The following is a 23421-nucleotide window of genomic DNA, read 5'->3' as shown; positions in this document are numbered from 1 at the left end:
GGTGGAGTGGCACGGCTGAGCACACGGGCCATGCCACTCGCCCGGTGGCCGCCCCGGACGCCGGGGCGGCCACCACCGCTCACCAGTACATGAGCGCGATCGAGCCGCTGCCCCAGCTGGAGTACAGGCGGGCCCGAGCCACATAACGGTGGCCCTTCACGAGCTTGACATCGAGGCGCCCGTTGCGGTCCTGTCCGCTGTCGTCGTCGGCGGTGACGTACCGCAGACCATCGGCGGTCTCCTCGAACAGGGCCAGGACGACGTCGCTGTTGCCGAACGTGCCGACCTGGTAGCTCCGGGTCTCCGGTGGAACGATCTCGAAGTCGGCTTGACCCCCGGTGGCGAGCTGCACCGGCGCCGACTGGAACGGCTGGAGTCTGGCCGGCTGGGCGACCAGCGGCGGGTACCACTGGAGCACACGCTCCTTGTCCGTGGCGGACAGGCCCAGCGTCTCCGGGATGCCGCCGCGGTAGGCTTCCGGACGCACGATGAGCCCAGGCCCGAAGCTGTACTCCATGATGGAGTCGGGGTCCCAGATGGAACCCGTCACCTCGTTCTGCGACAGCTTGCGCAGGATGTTGTTGAACGTGACCTCGTGGGGCCAGTTGTTGGGTGGTCCGGCGAGGTCCGCGTAGACCTTCTCCTCGTTCCAGACGATCCCGGCGAACGGGTTCTGGTGCTCGTGGGCGAAGCCGATCGCGTGCCCGATCTCGTGCAGCGCGGTGGCCTTGCCGTACGGGGTGGTCAAGTCCCAGCCGAACGTCATGGTCGGCTCGGTGGTGCCGATGCCCAGATTGTCCCGGCCGACGTACGACGCGGACCCCTCACTCTCCCGGAAGAGGACGCGGATCTCGGAGTCGCCGGGATCGGCCACCTCCTGGAACTCCAGCCCGATCCCGAGGGCCTTCCATGCCTGGAAGGCGTGCCGGACCTCGTCCAGCTGCTCCGGGCCTCCGATGTCACCGCCTTGGTCGAGGAAGGCGTAGTGCAGGACCGTGCCGTTGATCCACTTGGCGCGGACCAGGAGTATGGCCCTCGATCGGTTCGGGTTGAGGTCGGGGCGCAACACGGGCTGGGTCTGCGGTGGTTGGGCGCAGTAGCGGGGCATGACTGTCCCGCTCTCGGCCGGCGCGTTCATTGAGACTCCTTCAGACGCGTGTCTTTCACCGCAAGGCGAGCGCGTACCCAGCCGTCGGCCGGTGGTCGGGCCAAGAAGGAGGTCGGCGGCATGATACTGATCGCCACCACGGTGTTACGGCTCTTGGTGAAATGCCCGATCTGATGATTCCAGCATCTTTCCGGGCAAGTCATTCCGCAAGTTGTGAACGGTTAAATACCGTAGAAAACGGGGCGGTTGAACCATGAAGCACCGCCTTCTCGTGCCCGCCGCGCCGTCCCCGTACTGTCCCGGCCCGTCGGCCGCAGGACTGCGTGGTGATGCGGGCCGCCCATGTCAGTCCGGAAGGCCGCGGCAGGAGCAGAGCCGGAGCATGCGGGGCGGGTACCCCCACAGCCGCTCGGGGGACGGGCCATACTCACCTATCGGTAGGAACGGGTCGATCAACTTCCACTGTTCGTAGGTGAGTTGCCTGCGCGTCGCGATCGTCTTCCTACCGGATCCGCCTTCCAAGCGGATCCGGATCTGCATTGATCACGGCATCACACTGGCCCTGGATCGGCCCTCCGACGCCGCGAGAGGATTGAGAGCTCGGTGTCGATCTGATCGGAGGTTCCATGAACATGGCGAACGAGATCCTCCCACTCGTCGGCGTCGCCGTCGGTGCTGTCACCTCCTTCCTTGTGACGAGTCTGAACGAGCGGACCAAGTGGCGGCGCGAGCAGTCCGTGCGGTGGGACGCACAACGCCTTACGGCCTACGCCGAATACGCTCACGCCGTCAAAGACCTCGCCTACCAGTACCGGCGCATCACGGTCGCCCGAGGCTTGACCGTCGGCCCCCACCCACTGGATCCCACCCCCGAGGCACTCGACAGACTCGGCAGTGCGGAAGTCCACCGCACCGCCCTCTCCGAAGCACTGCTACTCCTGGGGGACAGGCACACGATCGCCGCAGTGAAACGCATGAATCAGTACCTTTGGCAACTGGAACAACTGGCACAACAACTCCCGACCAAGGCGACGGCGGCGGGAGCTGGGACCAGAACTATGAGGCCTATCGAATCGCGCGACAGGAATACATCGACCGCGCACGCACGAGCCTTGGCGTGACCGGGTCCGCACGGCTCAGTCCGTAGCCAACCTGCCCCAGTCGGACCCGGCGTGCTCGGATCTTCAGGCACCGCCAACAGCCCCAAGCCCCTCGTGGCTGACACCCTCACAGGCCGAGCCGCACGCCCGATCACGTGGGGTCTATCGGGGCCGCGACCAACTACGGGTCGGCATGGTCAACTTGAAAGTCGACGTCACACCCACTGATCACGACTCAATACGCGCCCTAGTGGCCAACGCTGTCCACGGGAGCGGACGAGGCACGGCTGAGGCTGGCGGCGGAGGAGCGCGGGAGGCCCGGGCGTGCTGGTGGGTCACTGCTGACAGCTTCCGAAGGTGACGACGTACGTTCCGGCTCCGCTCGCACCTGTTCCGGCCCGGTCGGCCGCACCGGCCTGAGCCCAGCGCCCGATCTCACGCAGTCCGGAGTCGAGGATGTTCGCGCGGTGGGGCGGTGAGTTCATCCACCAGTCGACGGCGGCGTTTGGCGTACCCCTGCCGCCCCAGCCGGTGTAGGTGATCTCGGCGACTCGCCAGGACACGGGGTTCGGGCAGTAGCTGGCTCTCAGGATACGGCTCTGCGGTGTCGAGCCCGTCTGCGGGTTGGTGTGCGAGTCCTTGCCCGGTCCCCACCACTGCTGCTGCACGGCCGCGGAGGCGTGCTGGTGAGCCGCTGTTGTCAGGTTCTGGTTGTAGGTCAGGGCTGGAAGACCGCGTTGCGCGCGCTGGGCGTTGATGAGGCACACGACCGCTTCCCTCACCTCACGGTTTCGGCGGTCGGCACGGGCTGAATGGCTGTGGCTCGGAGTGCGAGCGGAGGCTACACACTCCTGGGCCCAGGCCGGCGACGCGGTGAACGGTACGAGTGTCGTCGACAGGGCTCCGGCCACCACCAGGCCCACTGCGGTTCCGGTAAGTGAGGCCCGGCTTCTCATCGAAGTTCCACCTCCCGCGATCACAAACAGTGGTGTCGATCGGTGTGAGGGGCTCCCCGAAACTTGGATCCACCTCTCAGACTGCCATCCGGCCCCCCTGATCGCTATCCGATGCGGGGGCGGACCAGGAGACCCTGCCCGGCCCAGCGCGACGGCACCACCTTGAGCCCCAGCGCCGCGGCCAGTTGCTGACAGCGCATGCCCTCCCGCCCGGCGTCCGACTCCAGCAGGCCCACGATGTGCTGGTAGTCCACTGCCAGCACGGATGCCGCCATGCCCTCGGTCCGGTGCGGCACCGTCGATCCCGCAACCGCCCCCTTCAGCGGAGAATCCGACGCCACGGCGGGCTCCTCGGTCAGCACCTCCGTCACCGTGACCCGGGCATCCACCAGACGCTGAAGAGCACGTTCCGCCTCATCGAGCGCGGCACGCAACCGCGCCACCTCCTCCCGGATCTCCCTCTCCCTGGCCTCCAACAGACCGATCACCGACGGCACCAGGCACCTCCACGACCAGAACGGGCGGACGAAACACACCCATCTCTCCCGCCGCGAACCGAAACCCATGCCCACCCAGCCCGAGCCAAACAATCACGTTCGGAAAGCGGATGACGTCTGAGCGGTGAAGCCGTCTAGCCAGGCCAGACCTGCTCATGGTGGCTGCGTGGCGACATGTCGCAAAGGAGCCCCACACGGTCGATGAGGCCGCTCCCGCACGCGAGCCGACTCTCCGCGCTGATCCGGCACGGTCCAAGGACTGCACGGAGTGCAGGGGCTGGGGAACCGTGGCGACTGATGAGGGCCGCCACCAACTCTGTCCGATGTGCCAGCCGGCCGTGCAGTACACCGTCACAGGCGGCGCCACAGCACTCGGCGGCGCGGAATGACTGCGTCACCCAACCGTGAGACTGAGGTTGGTCGACCGTTTGCGCGACGCCCTGACAGGACCCGGTTCGACAAGCTCGCTGTCCGCTTCCCGGCCACCGTCCACATCACTGCGATCAAGTGGCTATGACCGCACAGCGGTGTCGGCTGGGCGGGCCGGCAGCCAAGTCAAGCCCAACAGCCTCAAGCACCTCCACCGACGGACGTCCGCATCTGTCCGACCTCAAAATGCCGGTCTTCACCGACCCGTCACCCAGCCAGGCACCCGGCACCTCCTGATAGAAGGCATAAATACATGCGGCCGCTAGCTCCGAGCAGTGTTGGCACACGTCGCTGGACAGTCGATAGACACAGAAGTGGTGAGTAGCGGGCAAGTGGGAACTCGGAAGGCGTGTATCACTACTCCCAGAGGAGCGTGTGCCCATGTCAACGGGAACGCTACTGGCGATCATCATCCCGATCGTGGTGGTGCTCGCCCTGGCCGCCGTGGCGGTCTCACTCATGATGCGACGACGCCGTCACCTCCGTGACCGCTTCGGCCCGGAGTACGAACGGACCGTCGAGCAGTCCGACAGCCGCCTCGCCGCCGAGCGCGAGCTCAGGAAGCGCGAGAGGCGGCACGATTCGCTGGACATCAAACCGCTGCCCGCGGCATCGCGTGACCGCTACGCACAGGACTGGAGCAGCGTCCAGCAAGAGTTCGTGGACCGGCCGGAAGACGCGGTACACGATGCGGACCGGCTGGTGACCTCCCTGATGCATGACCGCGGCTACCCGACCGAGGGATTCGATCAGCAGACCAAGGACCTCTCGGTGGAGCACGGGCGCACCCTCGAGCACTACCGCGCCGCGCACGAGGTCGAGACGCTCACCACTCGCAGGCAGGCGACAACCGAGCAGCTGCGCGGTGCCATGGTGCACTACCGCGCACTGTTCGACGAGTTGCTCTCCGACGGCGGCCGGGCCCAGCCCGCCCGGTCCTGACGCCGAACCCGACTTGGCATGGAGGGATGCCATGCACAGCAACGACGACACACGCCGCACCACCGGCGCTCTGACCACCGAGGACCTCGCGCAGCCCTCCGGAACGCCGGGAGAAGCGGAGGAAGCCTCCTCGAGAGCCCCGATCTACCCCGGCGAGGGCACCGCAGCGACCGAGACGCAGAGCAATGCCGACAAGGCCGGCGGGCGGTCCGCCACCACCGGCTCCGACGCCGGAGCCGCTGCAACGGACGTCACAGGCACCCCGGGAAGTCATACCTCCGATGCTTCAGACGATGAGGCTCCGCAGCTCCTGACGGCGGACGAGGACCAGGGCTTCCGCGACCGCTGGCAGGAGATCCAGAACAAGTTTGTGGACGACCCGCGCGAAGCCGTACACGCCGCCGACGCCCTCGTGGCAGACGTCATGCAGACCCTGGCCACCACGTTTGCTCAGCACAAGAAGGACCTGGAGGACCAGTGGGGGCAAGGCCAGCAGGTAAACACGGAGGAGCTACGCAGGGCTCTGCGTCGCTACCGCTCCTTCTTCAACCGGCTGCTCAGCACCTGATACGGCCTTCTTCTCCCGGCCCCGGGCCACAGAACGCGCCGTCACAGCTCACAGACCGGGCACCTCGCAGGGCATCCGGCCATCACGATCTGTACGCCCCGGTCGCCATCACCCACGTCCGAGTCGTCACCCAGTGCGCGTCCGGGTCCACCGCCATTTTGCGGTGGACCGCAGAGAAGCCTGGGCCAGGTCAGCCCCACGGGTCACTGAACCCGGCCTACACACCAAGTCCCCTCCCCCACCGCCACCACACCCCACACGGGGTTGAAAAGCCGATCAGCGCCAGGATGCCTTCGAGCCCGCCCTCACGGCCCCTCGACCGGCCTTTCCCAGGACGATCTCTGGCCGCTTGGCACACACGCTCCTGCCTGGTTCTCTGCGGTGGCCACCCCATGCGAGCGGTGGTGCGCCCCATCCCTCGCATGGATGGAGCGCACCACCTTTGCGGGTGCCAAGGTGTCGCCGGGTTACCGGCTGGGGGCACCCGCAGGCTCGTCAGCGACGGTGGTGGCCGCCGTGCCGGTCATCCCCGCCATGACGGCCACCGCCGTCACGGCCGCCGTCACGGTGGTGGCCCCGGGACTCGTCGTCGACGAACCGGCCCGGTCGTCGCGCAGGGTCGCGGTGTCGTGGTCGTTGTTCCACACGTAGGTACGCCGGTCCTGGTACACGTCGGTGCGGCTGTCGCGGCCGACGCCGGTGTGGACGCGAACAGTCGCGCCGCCGTCCAGGCGGAAGTGGCGGAAGGTGTAGGTGTGGCCATCCTCGTCCGACAGCGTCCAGCCATCCAGGTTCACCGCCCGGCGGGTTCTGTTGGTGATGTCGACCCACTCCTTGTTCAGGGAGCGGTTGGAGCGGTCGTCCCGGCCCGGCGAGTCGTACTGCACGCCGCTGATGACCACCCGGGCACGGTCGGCACGTTGCGGGTGGTGGTCGGCTGCCGACGCCGGCAGCGCCACCGCCCCCACCATCGCGGCCACCACCGCAGCGGCAGCAGTCAGACGACGGGCAGTCACGGAGGAAACGGACATCGAGGTCCCCCTTCATGGTCATACGCACAGCCCCAGCACCGACGGCATAAAGCCGCAGGCCACCCCTGGTGTGTGGTGCGGGTCGGCGGCTGGCTAGGCCGCGCACTCACACAGTGCAGCCCGGTGAAGGCGGTATGAGGGATACGCGATGCCTGTTACTGCTTGCCCATATTCACGTGACTCTTGAATGCAACACCCATCTAACGCCGGAGTGCACAGGATTGACGTTTCATCAGCCCCCAACCGCCTCCCAGCATCGGGAATCCAGCACCAATCCGCCACGGGCGCACCACCCCGCCGCGCTCCGCGCCATCACCCGAAAGTGAGTAACAGCCACTGCCACCGTCCAGGACACGGACCGCACAAAACCGACGCTATGGCGCATCTGACCTGCGGGAAAAACGTGCGATGAGGCCGCAGTGAAGGGCAAGCCGACGCCCAGCGCGAACCCGGCGAGCCGGTCGGTGCTGCCGAAGGCACCCATGTCGCCGCTTGTGGCAGCGAGGAACTCGGCGCCCAGCAGCGGGCCGATACCCGGCATGCTGACGATCACATCGGCGTGCCGGTGCCGGCGAAACCGGCCCTCGATGAGCTTGCCGGTCTCGGCGATCTTCTCGTTGCGGGCCATCACCTCCTTCGCAAGGCTGTGCACGAGCTGGGCCGTGATCTTCTCGCCGGGAACGGCCGTGTGCTGGCCCTCGGCGGCCTGGACAGCCTTTGTGGCGAGCTGGTCGGCGCCGCGGACCTTACGGTTGCGCAGCCAGGTCGCCAGACAGCGGACACCGATGCGCCGAATGGCCGCCGGAGTCTGGTAGCCGGTCAGCAGGACCAGCGGACCGACGTTGCCAAGGTCGAGTTCGCGCTCCAGGCCGGGGAAGATGCAGGTGAGGTGGCCGTGGAGCCGGTTGACGGTCCTTGTGCGGTCGTCGACCATGTCGCGGCGGTGCCCGGTTCTGCACGTCGCCCGCGAGTGGCTGGACCACCGGCGCCGTCACCGGCCGGACACAGCCAACCCGCACCTCCTGATCAGCAAGTTCACCGCCTTGGGCCCCGGCCCGGTCAGCGCGGTCTCCTTGACCGCATCGCTCGCGGCCAAGCAGCCACCCTGGAACAGCTCCGCGTCGACAGGCAGCTCGAAGAAGCCGTCGCCCATGGCCCCGGCCCTCTCCACCTCGCCGAGGTCTTCGGCCTGGACGAAAAGACCGCGATCCGCTACGCGAACTCCGCCCGCGATCTCCTGGAACGGCCCCTGGAGACCACCCCCGCGACTTCACCACGAACCCACGGGTGGACCCCCTGACATCGGGACAACGGACCCGCGGGTTCCCTCTGAAACTCCTTCAGTTTTCGCGAACTCGCGGGGTCCAGGGCCCCGGCAGCACTCGCTGAAGAAACAACGAAGTAGCCCCTGAGCTGCGATGACGCTAGGCTGCGCGGCTACTGGGGACTGGACTGGACATCGGCCCGCGCGTGCCGCTCCCCGGCGGGTCGGGCCGCGAACGCGACGCGGCGGTGGGCCCGGCGGAGCGCGCGGCGGGCCATGTACGGGTGGACGCGGCGCACCACCGCGAAGTAGAGCCGACCGCGCGTGTTGTGCAGCCGTACCGCGGTGGCCAGCGTTACGGAGGAGTCGTCGCCCAGAACCGAGGCGCGGAAATCCAGGTGGGACGCGTCCTCACCGAGCATGAGCTCGTGGTCCTCGGCGCCCCGCTCGGTGAAGGGCAGCACGTGCCGCCAGGGCCCGCGGGTCGCGGGGCATGCCAGGGGCGAGCGGCATACGCCAGGCATCGGTGAAGTCGGGCCGCTCGAAGGCGCCGTGGAGCAGCCGGGCGTTCGCCGGGACCGGCACCCCGGTCGGCCGGACCCACAGGAGCCGGTTGACCAGCAGGGCGCGCCGCGGCCGGCGGGTCGGCGGGTGCTGCAGGGAGCCGAGGGCGGCCCGCTCGGCGTTGTCGAAGATCTCCTCGACCATTGTGTCGTGCACCGGCTCGATCGCCAGCTTGAAGAAGGCGAACTTGCCCATGCTCATGGACACTTCGAGAACGTGGGAGATCCGGCAGCGGTCGGGGCCGAGGGGTTCGACGTCGAGCCGGTGGTAGCCGGTGCCGAGGCCGTCCTCGGTCATGTCGAAGCGGACGGACCGACCGGGTTCGTAGGCGGTGACCCGGTAGCAGACCCTGCCGTGGCCGCCGTCGGCGCCGACGCCGAGGGGGCGGTCGAGGACCATCGCGGGCCAGACCGGGGTGGGGAACAGGGGGTTGTCCGGTGTGGAGAGCCGGTCGACGAGGGCGCCGACAGTCTCGGCCGGGGCGTGGACGATCCGCTCGTGAACGTTGCGTAGCGTGCGCATGCCGCACCTCCATACGGGAGCGTATGTTCAACCGTACGGTAGCGTATGGAAACATGCATGAGCAGCCGGCCCCCCCCAAGCGCCTCACCGCCGACAACTGGGCGGACGCGGCCCTGGCCGCGCTCGCCGAGCGCGGCCTCGCCGGGGTCGCCGTGGAACCGCTCGCGGTCCGCCTGGGCACCAACCGGGACGCGCTCGTCGCGGCGACCCTCGCCCGCTGGGAGGAGTTGTCCACCGAGCGGATCATCCGGGCCATGGACGCCGCCGAGCCCGACCCCGCGGCCCGGCTCAGCGCGCTCCTGCGCGGGGCGACCGCCTCGGCCGCCGAGGACCACCTGGAAGTGCGACTGCTCGCCGCCGCCGACCACGCCGAGGCTGCGGCGGCGCTCGCCCGCGTCACCGAGCGCCGGGTCGGCTACCTCGCCCGCCTCTTCGAACTGCTCGGCTTCCCGCCGTCCGAGGCCCGTCGGCGCGGGGTCCTCGCCTGCACCAGCTACGTGGGCCACGCCCAACTAGCCCACGCCGTACCGGGTTCCGTGCAGGCCGATCCTGCGTACTTGGCGGCCGTGATGGCCGCGCTGCTCAAGCCCTGACCGGCTCAAGCCCTGACCCGGGCCGCCCGGCGGGACTCGTACCGCAGCGCCACGTCCGTCACCAGGGCGCCCAAACCGTCGTGATCATGGCGGCTACCGCCGAAGTGGGCGTCAGTGGGCGAACCTGCGCACCATGAGGTGTGCGACGCCGGTGAGGAGGCCGAGCCCGAGGCCGTAGCCGAGCATGCTGGCGGGCAGCCCCGTCCTTCGCCAGGCCGATGTCGGCGTAGGCGAAGGCAGGGATCAGCACGGCGAAGACGAGCAGCGCGAGTTCAGTGTTGCACCGGCTCGGTGCTCCCACGGAGCTGATCGTGGTCGTATGGGTGGTGCTGCTCATGCTTGGACGGCCCCCTGCCCTACTGATGGGTGCTATCGCACTGCGTGACCAGCTGCTGCTCCTCCTCCGACAGGGTGGGGCCGGGCGTCGGAGTGCTGCCGCTGGTGGCGTTCTGGCTTGCGCCGGCGGCACCCGCGGCGAGCTTCTTGCAGGCATCCGCCTGCAAAGCGAGCTCCCGGACCTTGTCCCTGGCCCTGCCGAGGCTACCGACCGCGATCGTCTCCTCGACCTGCTTCCGCTGGTAGGCGGGGAGGTACTTGAGTTCGATCTCGGGGTGATCCTCGTGCACCTCGTTGAGGCTGATCCACGCCAGGTCCTGGCTGATGCCCTGGTAGAGGGCGATGTGTTCACCCTTGGTGCCGACGTAGTACTGGGTCTGGGTCCAGCCGTAGCCGCCGTACAGCGCGCCGACGACGCCGAGCGCGAGCGTGATGAGCACCGACCGCTTCAGCCATCGCTGCACGGCTCGACGCCGTATCCGGCTGCCTGGGAAAGCTGCTCGTCCCGGGGTTGGAGACCACGGGCGGGAGCGGAGTCGTGTCTGGGATTCTGAAGGGCTGGGTCCGGTGGCTTGCCGGTGGAGCGGGCCCGGGTCGCAGTCGAGCTGCCGTAGTGCCTGGGAGAGGTCGGCGGCGTTCGGGTACCGCTGGGTGGGGTCCTTGTGCAGCAGGGTCAGCACGAGGTCGTCCCAGGCGCGTGGGATGCCCGCCCGCACCGAGCTGGGGGTGGGCGGTTGCTGGGTGAGGTGAGCTGAGAGATAGCCCATCGTGTCGGGGGCTCGGAAGGGCAGCTTGCCTGTGATCAGCTCGAAGAGGAGGCAGCCGAGCGCGTACAGGTCGCTGCGCGGCTCCGGCAGGCCCCGTGCTTGTTCGGGAGCCATGTACGGGGGCGTGCCCACGATGAAGCCGGTCTGGGTGAGTCGGTCCTCGGTCGCGTAGGGGTCGGCTGCCCTCGCGACGCCGAAGTCGAGGACCTTCACGCTGCCGGAAGGCGTGATGAGGATGTTGGAGGGCTTGACGTCCCGGTGCATGATTCCGGCGTTGTGCGCGTCAGCAAGTGCGTCAGATATCTGCGCTCCCCATCGGGCCGCGTCCGGTAAGGTGACGGCGCCTCGGCGCAGCACCGCGTCCAGGCCCTCGCCCCTGACCAGTTCCATCACCAGGAACGGGACCCTGTTGTCCCCCGTGCCGGTCTCGCCGAGATCGTGGATAGTCACGATGTTGGGGTGCTGCAGCTGGGCGGTGATCCGTGCCTCGCGCAGGAACCTGGCGCGTGCCTCGTCGCCGCGGCTTCCGCCACCAGTAAGCAGGGAGATCACTTTGACCGCGACGGGCCGGCCCAGCGTCTCATCCCGGGCCTCCCATACTTGCCCCATTCCACCCTCGCCGAGCTGTCGCACCAACCGGTAACGGCCCCCGAGGAGCTGGTCTCGCACTGCTACGCCTCCCCCGTTTCGAACATTCCTGTCCCTCCTGCTGGCGAACCAGCGTGAGGAGGATCATGGCGCGAGCGCGGCGGCGACACGCCCGCTACCCCGAAATCCGCCAAACGGCAGGGCTGCGCGCCAGGACGGCCACCCTGATCCGGATCAGCTGTCCATCCCCGGCGCGTCCCTGGCCGCGGAGCGGGACCGTCGGCTGCCGCTCGCACAGGGCCTCGTCCGTCCGATGACCTCGACCCGCTGCGGGGCAGGAGCCCAAGGTCGTTGTGGCTTTGTGCACGAGTTACGGGATCTGGCACAGATCTTGGGGAGCGGTCGCGGAGGGTAACTGGGTGTTCGATCACGAGCCCCGGTCGTTCGGTCCGTGTTCTCTCCCCGTAGCCTCCGCGCATGACTGGTGATCCATTCAAGTGCCGGTGTGTCCTCTGCCACGACTACGGCGACCGTGACACAGCAGACCGGGAGCCTCTTCCAACCTGGGCGTGGTGACCGCGAGTTGGACATGTCTGCACAACGATGAAGCTCCTGGTAGACGGGTTCTCGACCAAGATCACCCCTGCCACCAGAAGCTTCCGTGCTTGTCTATCCGTCGTCGATAGATCTGTCCAGCCGCACCCTGCGGTATCTCACCGGGCAACGCGGCGTACGGCGGCGGGAGATCGGCACCCGGTGGCGGCGGCTCGCGGCCGGACGTCAGGCCCTGCTCGTCCTGGCCCATCTGCGATGCGGTGACACCTACGCGCAACTCGCCGCCGGGTTCGGCATCGCGATCGCGACCGTCTACCGCTACGTCCGCGAGAGCGTCGATGTCCTGGCCGCGCTCGCACCGACGCTGGACGAGGCGATGACGACAGCCCGGACGAAGGCGTTCGTCATCCTGGACGGAACCCTGCTACCGATCGACCGGATCACCGCTGACACCCCGTACTACTCCGGGAAACACAAACGGCACGGCATGAACGTCCAGGCCCTCACCGACCCGTTCGGGCGGCTGCCGTGGGCCTCGCCCGCGCTGCCCGGCTCCACACACGATCCGACCGCTGCCCGCACGCACGGCATCATCGATGCCCTGGCGCACGCCGGACTCAAGTGCTGGGCGGACAAGGCGTATCAGGGCGCCAGCCCGCCTGGTCCGTGTCCCGTTCCGGGGCCGTCGACTGAAACGGTGGAAGCGACGGCACAACACCACCCACGCCAAGATCCGCTGCGTCGGCGAGCAGGCCATGGCCGCCCTCAAAGGCTGGCGCCTGCTGCGGAAACTCCGCTGCAGCACCAACCACATCACCGACATCGTCAAGGCCGTCCTCGTCCTTCACCGCACGTCAGCGTGAGGTTGGAAACGGCTCACTGTCCGGACCGCCTCTAAAGCGCTCGCTGAGCGACTCGTCGGATTCTTGGGGAACCCCGCCGGACGACGGTGGGTAAGGAGGTCGAGGGGAATGGGGGGTGGGCACGGAGTTGATTCCTTGTGGAAAGAAAGGTCGCGTCCTACGTGGTGGGGCGGACGTTGAGCCGGTATGGGGCGGGAAACCTGGAGCTGGAACGTGCCGGACAAGCTGTGGGAGATCACCAGGCCGCTGATCCCGGAGCAGCGAGCGCGGCCACAGATGGCGTCCCGCCGGGTGGTGTGACCGATCAAGGCGCCGGAATCCGCAGGTCGGGGATGGTGGCTCCGTCAGACCGGGTGTTCCTCGCCTCAGCAGGGCGCCTCATGGACTGCCGCCTCTTCGGAGATCGTCAGGGGCCTCGTACCGGAACGCGTAATGCTTGATCCCCTACATCGCGACGCGGGACAGGGCCCGGCCACAGGACGGTGGAACGGCGAACGTGCCTGATGAAACGCTCTTCGCTGCTGTCGTTTGGGGGTGGGTAGAGCTGCAAGCCGCAGCTTGACGAGCAAAGTACATCGGATGTCTACACAGCGACCTTCTCGCACTTCCCAATCACGCCCGAGTCCCCTGGGTGTCGCGGGGCGCCGCCCGCCGAATGGTTCTGCGGGCGGCGCGGACCACGGCCAGGGGTTGTCCGGGGAGAGGGCCTGGATATGGACGAGGCCGCGGCCGCTCGGGGAGGGATCAGGCGTTGCGGCAGGTCCAGGGCTGCCAGCCGCGTGCCTGGTAGAGACGGTAGGCGGCGGCGATGTTCTGCGGGGCGTCCAGGGCACGCGACGTGGTGCCGAGGTAAGACTCCAGCGTCCCGCCGTTGTTGAACTGGAACACGCCGAAGTCGCGCGAGCCGTTGTTGTTGCGGCCGACGGCTATCTCGTTGAGGCCGGACTCGCAGCGGGCGACGCGGATCGCCTTGGCTTCCAGGTTGTCGGGAAACGCCTGGCGGATCATCGTCTCGATCTGGGCGGTGGACCGGGTGTTCAGGTTCACCGATCCCGGATTGCCGAGACGGCTTTGGGTGGCCGGGCCCACGACGCCGTCCACGGCCAGGTCGGCACGGCCCTGGAACGCCTCGACGGCGTTGCGGGTGGCCGGACCGAAGGAGCCGTCGACCGTGAGGCGGGCGCCGAGTTGGTCGAGTCTGGTCTGCAGCGCGGACACGCACGACCCGCTCGCGCCCTGGCTGAGTGTGGCCGAGCACAACGCCGACGTCGCCGCGAAGGCCTGCGCCGCGGGCAGCGCCGCGACGCCCGCCGCGGCCAGCAGGCAGACGGCGGCCGTACTCATCGCCGCATGGCGCAGGGTGGTGGGGGGACAGGTGGCCACGCGGTGGCCGGAAGTACTGCGGTTGCCGAACATGCGGGAATTCCTTGGTCGGTGGGGTGGGGGATGACGAGTGCGGGCGTTCAGCAGCCGCAGGTGTAGAAGAGGACGTCCCAGTGGGTGCTCTCGCGGGCGTAGATGTTTCCGGAGCCGGCCCGGTACTGCGGGGCGCCGTCACCCGCCCGCCTGCCGATGTAGGTGAAGGTGCCGGTGATGTAGTTGCTCAGGCACGTGTTCGGGTTGAAGTCGAGCTTGTAGCCGTTCCAGTGGCTGTACGTGCCGGAGGCGTGCCCGGTCTCCGTGCCTCCGGTGATGTTGAGCGCACAGCGGCTGGCGTTCTTCAGCGTGATGGCACCCTGCACCGTCGATAGGTTGATCTGTTCGAAGGACGTGCAGTGGGCGTTGTTGCGGTTGGTGCAGTTGCCGCTGGACGACCAGGTGATTCCCGCGCCGCGGAGACGGTTCGCGGCGTCCGCCTGGCCGAGCTTGGTCACGGCGGCCGAGGAGGCGACGGCCGCCGGCGCGTCGGGTGCGGCCCAGGCAGAGCCGCCGGTGGCCGTGAGTGCGGTCGCGAGGACCGTGCCGCCCAGGGCGGCACCCAGCTTGGTCATCGTGTTCAAGTGCTTCTTCTCCTTGGCTGGTTGATGATGAGTCGGGCTAAGGCTGTTCTCAGGCGACGAGCGCGCCCCAGGTACGGGCGTCCACGACGCCGTCGGCCGGCAGAGACGCGCCGGCCTGGAAGGAGGCCACCGCCGACCGGGTCGCGGGCCCGAAGGCACCGTCGGCCCGCAGTCCGGCGCCGCGCGCGGCCAGTTGGCTCTGCACGGCGCGGACGGCCTCTCCGGAACCGCCCGTGGCGAGCGGCGCGACGAGCTGGTTCCAGGTCTGTTGTCCGGCGACACCGTCCACCCCGGCCTTGACGGCGCCCTGGAAGGCCCGGACGGCGTTCGCGGTGACGCTGCCGTAGCTCCCGTTGACAAGGAGCGCGGATCCGTGCTGACGAAGCAGGTACTGGAGGCTGCGCACGCGCTCCCGGCGAGCGGCAGGGCGGCCGCCCGGTGGCGCCCACGGTCAGCGTGGGCCAGACGGGGGCCACCGCGCTGCCGCCGATGCGGGCGGCGACGTCGGCTCGCAGGCGCTGCAGGCGGGCGTACAGCAGGTCGCCCGGGCAGTCGGTGTCGTTGAAGTCCCGGTGCCCGTAGATCTGGTACGCCCGCAGGCCGTACCGGGTGCAGATGGTGGCGCACAGATCCACGAGGGACGCGCACAGCGCCGAGGGCGGCTGGACGGTGTCGTACGTGCCCTCGTTCTCGATGCCGATGGCGACCGTGTTCTGTGCCGTGGTGTGCGCGCTCTCGACCGTGGCGGCGCCGCCGAGCAGCGTATCCAGGCTGCGGTGCCGGCCCTCCATGACGTGTCCGCCGCGGCTGATGGTGAAGTGCTGGCCGGAGTCGATCCAGCCCCGGCCGAGATGCGAGTCCTGGATCGACCGGGCGAGCGCGAAGGCGTGCGCCTGCGAGTCGTCCTGGACGTTGGGGCTGTCCGTGTGATGCACGATTACCTTGTGCGGGCGCGCGGAGTGCACCGTGACCGGCCGGGAGGGCGGCCGGGCGCCCCAGCGGTCGCAGCCGGAGATCAGCGGCTCCGCCGCGGCCCCCGCGGGTCCGGCGTACGGCACGGCCGCTGCTGAGATCCCTGTACCCAGCACGACCGCGCCGCCCAATAACACCGCCCGTCGGCTCGTTTGCCCGTACGACCGCCCGCCGGAATGCAGGGAACTGCCCACCGTCCTTGCCCCTTTCGCCTCGCCAAGGCCGCCCGCGGGCGACGGAAGAGGACGATGGCACTCCCGGGCGATGCGGCCAATGATCTGCCGGACATCGGGACAGCGGGCTGTTTCACCCCCTCCCACCTGCGGTGACTTGGTGGGCTGGGATGGCAGGTGGGCTGGGGGCTGGGGCGGAGCCGGGATGCGTCCGGCGCGGTTCGCGACTCCGGCCCGGGGGTCAGGGCGTGGCGCTTGGCTCCGGCTTCCCCTTCGGTCCTTTGGACGTGCCGGACTTCGACGCTCCCGCCTGGTAGGCCTTGTCGCACGACGGCCAGGCGCGGAAGTCGTGAGTACGGGCCCACAGACGGTGGGCGGCCTGGATGTTCCACTCGGGGTCGAGCGCCTTGCGGGGCGTGCCGCCCAGCTCCCGCAGGGTGCCGTCGTACAGCTGGAACACCCCCCAGTTCCGCGTCCCGTTGGTGTTGCCCAGGCTGTACAGCGGGTCCAGGTTCGAGGCGCACTTGGCGATGCCGCCGGCGCGGTCCGCGTCTTCGGTGAACACCTCGCGGACCCGCCGGTCGACCCTTTCGGGCGACCACGGATGCGCCTTGACACGGCCGGAGTAGAGGGCGCGTTTGGTCCCGTCGTCGACCACTCCGTTGGGCTCCAGCCCGGCGAGGAGCTGGAAGACGACGACGCGCATCTGCGTGAAGGGCCCGAAGGCACCGTCGACGTCGAGGTCGAGTCCGGCCTGCTTGAGGAGGAGTTGGAGCTCACGGACGCAGGTGTCCTGATGGCCCATGGCGACGAACCGGCACTTGGCCGACAGCAGCGGACGGTTCGGCGAGTCGGCGTCGGCCGGACGTCCGCCGGTGAGCAGAACGGTGCCCGCCACCGTCGCGCCGACGACGAGCAGGCAACCGACGAGGACCGGCCATCGGCGCAGATGCCGCAGCCGGAGACGGAACGGCACCCGCGCCGGCTCGGATCCCAGGGCGACCGAACTTGCCGTGCTGGTCGCCAACTCGGCAGCCGAGACAGGAGAGTTAACTGCTGAGCCCGCCGACTCGACCTCGATGCCGGGCAACGTGACCGACATCTCCGCCAACTCGGTGTCGGCGGTGGCGGAAGTCTGTGCCGGAATCGGAGTCGGCCCCGCAGCCGAGGGGGTACCCGGGGCCGGTTCGGCCCGTGGCGCCCCGCGTCTTCGGCTGGCGTCGACGAGCACCCAGAGCCGGTGCAGCTCCAGGAGTTCCCGGGGGTCGGCCCCGCAGGCCTTGCCGAACCGGGCGATGGGGTCGAAGTCGTTGGGCACGCCGACGCCCGAACAGTAGCGTTGCAAGGCTGAACCGCTCACCCCCGACCGGCGTGCCAGTGCCTCATAGCTGCAGTCCGCCCGGCTCTTGAGCGTCTGCAGCAGATCCGTGAACTCCCGCGCGTAGGGGGACCCGGCCGCCCGTAACTCCGACACGCACGTACCTCCACTGGTCGGCGCCGTATCACAGCGGAGTCCACGGTGCCCCAACCAGCTTGGTGCGTCCACCAGTTCGAGGTGTTACCCCTGGTAGGCCACACGTGTCACACTGTGCCGCTCTCCCACCACCAGGACTGCGCGCCGTAGGCGTACTCGACCCGGCTGTCCACGTGCTGCCAGGAGTGGGTGTAGGCCTCAAGGCCGGAGAAGCCGCAAGTCTCGGCCAGACGGTAGACGCTGCGGGTGGCGAGCCCGGCGACGACGGTGTCGGCGGCGACGCCGTACAGGTGCATGGAGTTGGGGCGGCCCCCGACCGAGGCGTTGTGGGCCTTGCTGCGAAAGCCCGAGTCGATGGTGACGGCCCGGTCGCCGGCCTTCTTGCGCAGCGCTTCGAGCTTGTACATCAGGCGGCGGACGTTCTCCCGGACGGTCGCCGCGTCGACGTTCCCGCCGGAGAAGCCGGCGCCGTCCTTGCTCTGGAACTCCGCCCAGTCGAAGTGCGCGGTGGAACCGTCCGCGCTCTCCAGCGCGTTGAGCGCGGACTGCGTACGGGCGCCGACGACGCCGTCCGCCGTCAGGCCGTACGCCCTCTGGAACCGCTGTACCGCCGCCTCCGTCCCGGCGCCGAACGCCCCGTCCACGGCCACGCAGGCGTGCTGGGCCGAGTCGGCGGCCCAACCGGCGACCCGGATCTGCAACTCCCTGACGGCGGCACCGGACGCCCCGCCTCGCAGTCCGGTGGGCCACGAGTAGGCGGCGGCACGGGTGGCGCCGGCCAGCCCGGCCGCCGCGGCGAAGACGGCCGTCGCGGCGGTGCCGCCCAGTCCGAGCACGGTTCGGCGGGTGACGGATCTGCTCACGTTGCACTCCTCATCGGTCGGTTCGTTCGGTGCATCGATTCGCCGATCGACCGGTCGACTCCCGTTGCCCGTCATGTGCCGGTCGACCGCTGGGACGGAGTCATTGTCGGAACGGCTGCCGCGAGCCGCACCGGAGACCGGAGGAGCGGAGCAGGGGGATGCCGAACCGTCCATGACCTGGGGTGGTGCAGCGGGGTGGGACGGGAGGAGGGATGCCGAGCGGGACTGGCGCCGCCTCCCATGAGCAGCGGCAGACGGGTCGGGCTGTACGCCGGGTCCATCCGAGGCACCTTTCTGACCAGCGCTTTATGGGCCGGGCCACCCTCGCGCGTGTGCTGCGCGACCGCACCGCGACGACACCAGGGCCTCCCGGCAATGCTCGGTTCGATTCGCGTCCCCGAGCTACCGAGAGGCCCTGACTTCACGCGCACACCGCGGGAGATCACCCCGGCGGGAAACCTGTTCGACCTGCACGTTCCATGAGCGGTTGAGATACGGCTTCTAAACCAAATGAAACGGGCAACCGAGAATCAAACTCTCATTCAGTGGCTGGCCACCGTCGCCTGGCGTGCGGCCGGGGCCGCTTCGCGTCGGTTGTCGGTGCTGAGTGCGTGCAAGATCTCCTCCACGCTCTGCTTGGCGTCGCCGAAGAGCATGCTGCTGTTGTCGCGGAAGAAGAGGGGGTTCTGCACGCCTGCGTAGCCGGAGGCCATGGAGCGCTTGAAGACGATGACCTGCTCGGCTTCCCAAACTCGCAGCACCGGCATACCGGCGATCGGGCTGCCCGGGTCCTCGGTCGCGGCGGGGTTCACGGTGTCGTTCGCGCCGATGACCAGCACGACCGAGGTGTCGGTGAAGTCGTCGTTGATCTCGTCCATCTCCAGGACGATGTCGTAGGGCACCTTCGCCTCGGCCAGCAGCACGTTCATGTGCCCGGGCAGGCGCCCGGCGACGGGGTGGACGCCGAAGCGGACCTCGACACCCCGCTCGCGCAGTTGCCGCGTCAGCTCCGCGACCGGGTGCTGGGCCTGGGCGACGGCCATGCCGTAGCCGGGCGTAATGATCACCGAGCGGGCCTGAGCCAGTATCTCGGCCGCCTCCACGACTCGCACCTCGCGGTGCTCGCCGTGGGCCTCCTCACGGCCGGACGGCGCCTCGATGCCGAAACCGCCCGCGATGACGGAGATGAAGGACCGATTCATCGCCTTGCACATGATGTACGACAGGTAGGCGCCGGAGGAACCCACCAATGCGCCGGTGACGATGAGCAGGTTGTTGTCGAGCAGGAACCCGGCCGCGGCCGCCGCCCAACCCGAGTAACTGTTCAGCATGGACACGACGACCGGCATGTCCCCGCCGCCGATCGAGGCGACCAGGTGCCAGCCGAGCGCCAGCGCCAGCACGGTCACCGCGATCATCAGGGGCAGGTTCGGGCTGATCGTGAACCAGACGGTCAGTGCGACGAACGCCGCGAGCGCGCCGAGGTTCAGCGCGTTCTTGCCCGGCAGCATCAGCGGACTGGACTTGATGCGCGCCGAGAGCTTCAGGAACGCGACGATCGAGCCGGTGAAGGTGACCGCGCCGATGAAGATGCCGATAAAGACCTCGGCGTGGTGGATGCCCAGCAGGTCGGCGCCGATCCGGTTCTGCGCCGTGCCATGGGACTCCACCTCCAGGTAGCTGTTCCAGCCCACCAGCACCGCGGCAAGGCCAACGAAGCTGTGCAGCATCGCGATCAGTTCCGGCATCTGCGTCATCTCGACGCGGCGGGCCCGCCACAGGCCCGTCGCCGCGCCGAGCGCCATCGCCAGCACGATCAGGGCGACTGCCCCGGCGGTGATGCTCTGCGCCGCCACCACGATGGTGGCGACCAGTGCGAGGGCCATGCCGGCGATGCCGTAGACGACGCCGGCGCGGGACGTGCGGTGCTGGGACAGGCCGGCCAGGCTGAGGATGAACAACAGGGCGGCGACCAGGTCGGCAGCGTGTGAAGCCGTCAGAGAGGTCATCTCGGCTCAGCCTTTCGAGAACATGGACAGCATGCGGCGGGTAACGGCGAAACCTCCGAAAATGTTGACACTCGTCAGCAGGATCGCCACGAAGGACAGCGAGGTGACGATCCAGCTCTCGTGCCCGATCTGCAGCAAGGCGCCGATCACGACGATCCCGGAGATTGCGTTGGTCACCGACATCAGCGGGGTGTGCAGCGCATGGTGCACCTTGCCGATGACGTAATAGCCGATCACCACCGCCAGCGCGAACACGGTGAAGTTGCCCGCGAGTTGCGCGGGAGCGAAGGCCACCAGCAAAAACATCGCGAGCATCCCGAGCCCGATCAGGCCGAAGCGCCACGCAGGCGTCAGCTTCGACTGCTTCGGTTCGGGCGCTTCGGTTGCGGCCGCGGGCTGAGCGGCGGGCGCGGCCGATACCGCGACGGGCGGCGGCGGCCAGGTGACGTCACCGTCGCGCACCACGGTCACCGCCCGCTGCACAACGTCGTCGAAATCGACCGTCAACTGCCCGTCCTTGCCGGGAGTGAGCAGCTTCAGCAGGTTCACCAGGTTGGTGCCGAACAGCTGCGACGCCTGGGCCGGGAGCCGGGAGGCCAGGTCGGTGTAGCCGATGATGGTGACGCCGTTTTCGGTCACCACCGTCCGCCCCGGCACGGTGCCCTCGACGTTGCCGCCCATCGCGGCGGCCATGTCGACGACGACGCTGCCTGGCTTCATGACGGCCACGTCCTCGGCCGTCAGCAGGCGCGGCGCCGGCCGGCCCGGGATCAGCGCGGTGGTGATCACGATGTCCACGTCCTCGGCCTGCTCGCGGTAGAGCTCGGCCGCGGCACGGTCGTAGTCGGCGGAGGTCGCCTTCGCATAGCCGTCGGTACTCGCCTCCCGAGCGGCTTCCACCGGCAGGTACTCGCCGCCCAGCGACTTCACCTGGTCAGCGACCTCCGGCCGCGGGTCGGTGGCGCGCACGATCGCGCCGAGACTCGAAGCGGCGCCGATCGCCGCGAGACCGGCCACACCCGCGCCTGCCACCAGCACCTTCGCCGGCGGCACCTTGCCCGCCGCGGTGACCTGGCCGGTGAAGAACCGTCCGAAGATGTGCGCGGCCTCGATGACCGCGCGGTAGCCGGCGATGTTCGCCATCGAGGACAGCACGTCCATCGACTGCGCCCGCGAGATGCGCGGCACCGCGTCCAGCGCCAGGGCGGTCACCCCGGCGTCGGCGAGCGCCTGAAGCAGCTCGGGTTTTTGCGCCGGGGTCAGCAGGGCGACCACGGTCGCGCCCTTTCGCAACCGGCAGATTTCCGCGTCGGAGGGGGCGTTCACCTTCAGGACGACATCCGCGTCCCAGGCCTCGCCGATCCCCGCGCCGGCATCGGCGTACACCTGGTCACCGAAGCCGGAGGCCTCACCGGCCCCGGACTCGACGACGACCTCGTAGCCGAGGCCCAGCAGCAGTCGTACCGTCGCCGGGGTCGCCGCGACCCGCGTCTCCCCGGAGACGGACTCGGCCACTACGCCGATGCGCCGGGGAGGATGGTGTGAGGGTTCTTGAGCAGACATGTCCTGTATCTCTCGTCAGAGGAAGGTGCGAAAGGGAAATCTGCGCGCGGGGAAGTTACGACGTCCTCCCCCGTGATCGCTGGAACCTAACCCGTCAGACGGGTGCGGGCCAACGCGAGCGGACGGTGACGTGCTTCACCTTGCGGTACCGGCCGAGAACGATCGGACAGTGCGGGACCACACAAGGAGGCCCCGAGCAGTCTGGGCCACTCCGCCCCGCCGCGGCCCCCGATCTGACTGCTGGTCCGCGGCTCAGGAGTGTCAGGAACGCTCACAGAACACGTGAGGGGCGGGCAGTTCATCGGGCGCGGCCATGCGCTCAACGCCCGCGTGGACCGGTCCAGCCGACCCCGCGGGCGCAGGGTTGGCACTCGATGGCGCCACCGGCGTCGACCGGCGTGATCACCGGCAGCCTTGGGAGCGTCAGGTCGCAGTGTCCCGCCCCGGACAAGGGTGGTGCGCCGCAATGAACTCGCCGATCAGGACAGCGATCGCCGCAGGTCCTCGCTTCGGAACGTCCGGCAGGACCGAAGTGTCGCCGACGCGGTGCTGGCGGTGGTCAGCCTTCTTTGGGTAGGACAACGCATTGACCGTGGTCATCGACACTTCCCCATCATACCTACTGGTCGGTACGCTGCGGCGAGCCGTACACGACAGGAGTCGCGATGTCCGTGACCAACCGCCAGATCCGTCTGGCAGCCCGCCCGGTGGGCGTAGTGAAGCCCGAAGACTGGGAGCACTGCTCCGGACCCCTCGAGGAACCCGGCCCCGGCCGTTTCGCGGGCCGCACACGCGTCATCTCCCTTGGCCCGGCGATGAGCGGTTGGCTGGACGACCGCCCCTCCTACCTGCCGCCCGTGGAAATCGGCGAGGTGATGCGCGCCGGATCGGTCATCGAGGTCACCGCTTCCAACCATCCCGATTTCCAGCCGGGCGATCACGTGGTCGGCACCTTCGGCGTCCAGGAGTACGTGGTCTCCGACGGGAGAGGCACCATGAAGATCGACACCTCACTCGCCCCGCCCTCGACATGCCTCGGCGCGCTGGGCATGCCCGGCATGACCGCCTACTTCGGCCTGCTCGACGTCGGGGCCCTGCAGGACGGCGAGACCGTCGTGGTGTCGGGCGCGGCCGGAGCCGTGGGCACCATTGCCGGTCAGATCGCGAAGGCCAAGGGCTGCTGGGTCGTCGGCATCGCCGGAGGGCCCCGGAAGCGCGCCATGCTCACCGGCGAACTGGGATTCGACGCGACGATCGACTACCGCACCGAGGACGTTGGGAAGGCGCTGCGCCGACATGCCCCCAACGGCATCGACGTCTACTTCGACGACGTGGGAGGTGACATCCTCGACGCCGCCCGCACTCGGCCGGCGATGCACGCGCGCGTCGTGGTCTGCGGTGCGATCAGCCAGTACAACAACGCCACGCCGGTCAAGGGCCCCTCCAACTACCTCTCGCTGCTGGTGCGCCGCGCCCGCATGGAGGGAATTGTCGTATTCGACTACGCCAGGCGCTACGCGCAGGCGGCGCAGGACATCTCGGCCCGGATCGGCGCCGGCCTCATCAAGGTCAAAGAGCACGTGGTCAGCGGAAGCCCGGACGACTTCCCTGAGGCGTTGCAGATGCTCTTCCGTGGAGAGAACGTCGGCAACCTGGAGCTTGCATGACCGCGATGAGGATCGCC

The 23421-nt window shown here is 68.8% G+C and carries 19 protein-coding genes and 6 pseudogenes; 7 read left to right on the top strand and 18 right to left on the bottom strand.

Annotated elements, in window-relative coordinates:
• Positions 1–79: 79 nt before the first annotated feature.
• Positions 80–1138: a M12 family metallopeptidase gene (locus ACFY1J_RS41475; protein ID WP_390713278.1), complete on the bottom strand. Its 1059-nt coding sequence runs from the start codon at positions 1136–1138 to the stop codon at positions 80–82.
• A 602-nt stretch (positions 1139–1740) separates the two neighbouring features.
• On the opposite strand from ACFY1J_RS41475, the gene ACFY1J_RS41470 reads away from it, so the two are divergent.
• Positions 1741–2229, top strand: a complete 489-nt coding sequence (locus tag ACFY1J_RS41470; protein WP_390713277.1) for a hypothetical protein — start codon at positions 1741–1743, stop codon at positions 2227–2229.
• Positions 2230–2543: 314 nt separating this feature from the next.
• Here the strand turns inward: ACFY1J_RS41470 and ACFY1J_RS41465 are convergent, their stop codons facing one another.
• Entirely contained in the window at positions 2544–2975 is a 432-nt protein-coding gene (locus ACFY1J_RS41465; RefSeq protein WP_390713276.1) for a CAP domain-containing protein, read from the bottom strand.
• Positions 2976–3268: 293 nt separating this feature from the next.
• Positions 3269–3661 carry a hypothetical protein gene (locus ACFY1J_RS41460; protein WP_390713275.1) on the bottom strand — a complete coding sequence of 131 codons (393 nt, stop codon included), beginning with the start codon at positions 3659–3661 and terminating at the stop codon, positions 3269–3271.
• Between the two features lie 810 nt (positions 3662–4471).
• On the opposite strand from ACFY1J_RS41460, the gene ACFY1J_RS41455 reads away from it, so the two are divergent.
• Both ACFY1J_RS41455 and ACFY1J_RS41450 read left to right on the top strand, forming a co-directional pair.
• The gene (locus ACFY1J_RS41455) at positions 4472–5032 is read left to right on the top strand and encodes a hypothetical protein (RefSeq protein WP_390713274.1); all 561 of its coding nucleotides are present in this window, start codon (positions 4472–4474) and stop codon (positions 5030–5032) included.
• Between the two features lie 31 nt (positions 5033–5063).
• Positions 5064–5600, top strand: coding sequence for a hypothetical protein (locus ACFY1J_RS41450; protein WP_390713273.1), 537 nt, complete (start codon positions 5064–5066; stop codon positions 5598–5600).
• Between the two features lie 495 nt (positions 5601–6095).
• Here ACFY1J_RS41450 and ACFY1J_RS41445 read toward each other — a convergent pair.
• The 5 genes and pseudogenes from ACFY1J_RS41445 to ACFY1J_RS41425 form a co-directional block, all read right to left on the bottom strand.
• Positions 6096–6571 (bottom strand): annotated as a pseudogene (locus ACFY1J_RS41445) (lamin tail domain-containing protein).
• A gap of 502 nt (positions 6572–7073) precedes the next feature.
• Positions 7074–7583 (bottom strand): annotated as a pseudogene (locus ACFY1J_RS41440) (transposase); the annotation flags it as partial.
• A gap of 39 nt (positions 7584–7622) precedes the next feature.
• Entirely contained in the window at positions 7623–7784 is a 162-nt protein-coding gene (locus ACFY1J_RS41435) for a hypothetical protein (RefSeq protein ID WP_390713272.1), read from the bottom strand.
• Positions 7785–8068: 284 nt separating this feature from the next.
• Positions 8069–8317 carry a DUF2867 domain-containing protein gene (locus tag ACFY1J_RS41430; RefSeq protein ID WP_390713271.1) on the bottom strand — a complete coding sequence of 83 codons (249 nt, stop codon included), beginning with the start codon at positions 8315–8317 and terminating at the stop codon, positions 8069–8071.
• Positions 8307–8981: a DUF2867 domain-containing protein gene (locus tag ACFY1J_RS41425; protein WP_390713270.1), complete on the bottom strand. Its 675-nt coding sequence runs from the start codon at positions 8979–8981 to the stop codon at positions 8307–8309. The genes ACFY1J_RS41430 and ACFY1J_RS41425 overlap by 11 nt, the downstream gene beginning before the upstream one ends.
• A gap of 53 nt (positions 8982–9034) precedes the next feature.
• Between ACFY1J_RS41425 and ACFY1J_RS41420 the strand changes: the two genes are divergently transcribed.
• On the top strand, positions 9035–9574 hold the full coding sequence (locus ACFY1J_RS41420; RefSeq protein WP_390713269.1) for a TetR/AcrR family transcriptional regulator: 540 nt from the start codon (positions 9035–9037) through the stop codon (positions 9572–9574).
• A 117-nt stretch (positions 9575–9691) separates the two neighbouring features.
• On the opposite strand, the pseudogene ACFY1J_RS41415 reads toward ACFY1J_RS41420, so the two are convergent.
• Both ACFY1J_RS41415 and ACFY1J_RS41410 read right to left on the bottom strand, forming a co-directional pair.
• Positions 9692–9911 (bottom strand): annotated as a pseudogene (locus ACFY1J_RS41415) (FtsW/RodA/SpoVE family cell cycle protein); the annotation flags it as partial.
• A 19-nt stretch (positions 9912–9930) separates the two neighbouring features.
• Complete coding sequence (locus ACFY1J_RS41410; RefSeq protein WP_390713268.1) at positions 9931–11286, bottom strand: serine/threonine-protein kinase; 1356 nt, start codon at positions 11284–11286, stop codon at positions 9931–9933.
• A gap of 640 nt (positions 11287–11926) precedes the next feature.
• Between ACFY1J_RS41410 and ACFY1J_RS41405 the strand changes: the two are divergent.
• Both ACFY1J_RS41405 and ACFY1J_RS41400 read left to right on the top strand, forming a co-directional pair.
• Positions 11927–12683: pseudogene (locus ACFY1J_RS41405) on the top strand (transposase family protein).
• 186 nt (positions 12684–12869) lie between these two features.
• A pseudogene (locus ACFY1J_RS41400) lies at positions 12870–12959 on the top strand (IS5/IS1182 family transposase); the annotation flags it as partial.
• Positions 12960–13427: 468 nt separating this feature from the next.
• On the opposite strand, the gene ACFY1J_RS41395 reads toward ACFY1J_RS41400, so the two are convergent.
• From ACFY1J_RS41395 to ACFY1J_RS41360, 8 genes and pseudogenes are all read right to left on the bottom strand, one after another.
• Complete coding sequence (locus tag ACFY1J_RS41395) at positions 13428–14099, bottom strand: peptidoglycan-binding protein (protein WP_390711908.1); 672 nt, start codon at positions 14097–14099, stop codon at positions 13428–13430.
• A 47-nt stretch (positions 14100–14146) separates the two neighbouring features.
• Positions 14147–14674, bottom strand: coding sequence for a hypothetical protein (locus tag ACFY1J_RS41390; protein ID WP_390711916.1), 528 nt, complete (start codon positions 14672–14674; stop codon positions 14147–14149).
• Between the two features lie 58 nt (positions 14675–14732).
• Positions 14733–15089 carry a peptidoglycan-binding protein gene (locus ACFY1J_RS41385; RefSeq protein ID WP_390711907.1) on the bottom strand — a complete coding sequence of 119 codons (357 nt, stop codon included), beginning with the start codon at positions 15087–15089 and terminating at the stop codon, positions 14733–14735.
• A gap of 193 nt (positions 15090–15282) precedes the next feature.
• Positions 15283–15618: pseudogene (locus ACFY1J_RS41380) on the bottom strand (peptidoglycan recognition family protein); the annotation flags it as partial.
• 451 nt (positions 15619–16069) lie between these two features.
• Complete coding sequence (locus ACFY1J_RS41375) at positions 16070–17302, bottom strand: peptidoglycan-binding protein (RefSeq protein WP_390733030.1); 1233 nt, start codon at positions 17300–17302, stop codon at positions 16070–16072.
• A 107-nt stretch (positions 17303–17409) separates the two neighbouring features.
• Positions 17410–18165, bottom strand: a complete 756-nt coding sequence (locus ACFY1J_RS41370; protein WP_390733029.1) for a D-Ala-D-Ala carboxypeptidase family metallohydrolase — start codon at positions 18163–18165, stop codon at positions 17410–17412.
• A gap of 542 nt (positions 18166–18707) precedes the next feature.
• Complete coding sequence (gene pntB, locus ACFY1J_RS41365) at positions 18708–20174, bottom strand: Re/Si-specific NAD(P)(+) transhydrogenase subunit beta (protein ID WP_390733028.1); 1467 nt, start codon at positions 20172–20174, stop codon at positions 18708–18710.
• Between the two features lie 6 nt (positions 20175–20180).
• Entirely contained in the window at positions 20181–21737 is a 1557-nt protein-coding gene (locus tag ACFY1J_RS41360; RefSeq protein ID WP_390733027.1) for a Re/Si-specific NAD(P)(+) transhydrogenase subunit alpha, read from the bottom strand.
• A gap of 665 nt (positions 21738–22402) precedes the next feature.
• On the opposite strand from ACFY1J_RS41360, the gene ACFY1J_RS41355 reads away from it, so the two are divergent.
• A complete protein-coding gene (locus tag ACFY1J_RS41355) occupies positions 22403–23404 on the top strand; it encodes an NADP-dependent oxidoreductase (RefSeq protein ID WP_390733026.1) in 1002 nt (333 codons plus the stop codon).
• Positions 23405–23421: the final 17 nt, after the last annotated feature.

The sequence above is a fragment of the Streptomyces sp. NPDC001406 genome (assembly GCF_042895285.1).
In the GTDB taxonomy this organism is placed as follows: domain Bacteria; phylum Actinomycetota; class Actinomycetes; order Streptomycetales; family Streptomycetaceae; genus Streptomyces.
This window is presented reverse-complemented; position numbering and strand designations above follow the sequence as displayed.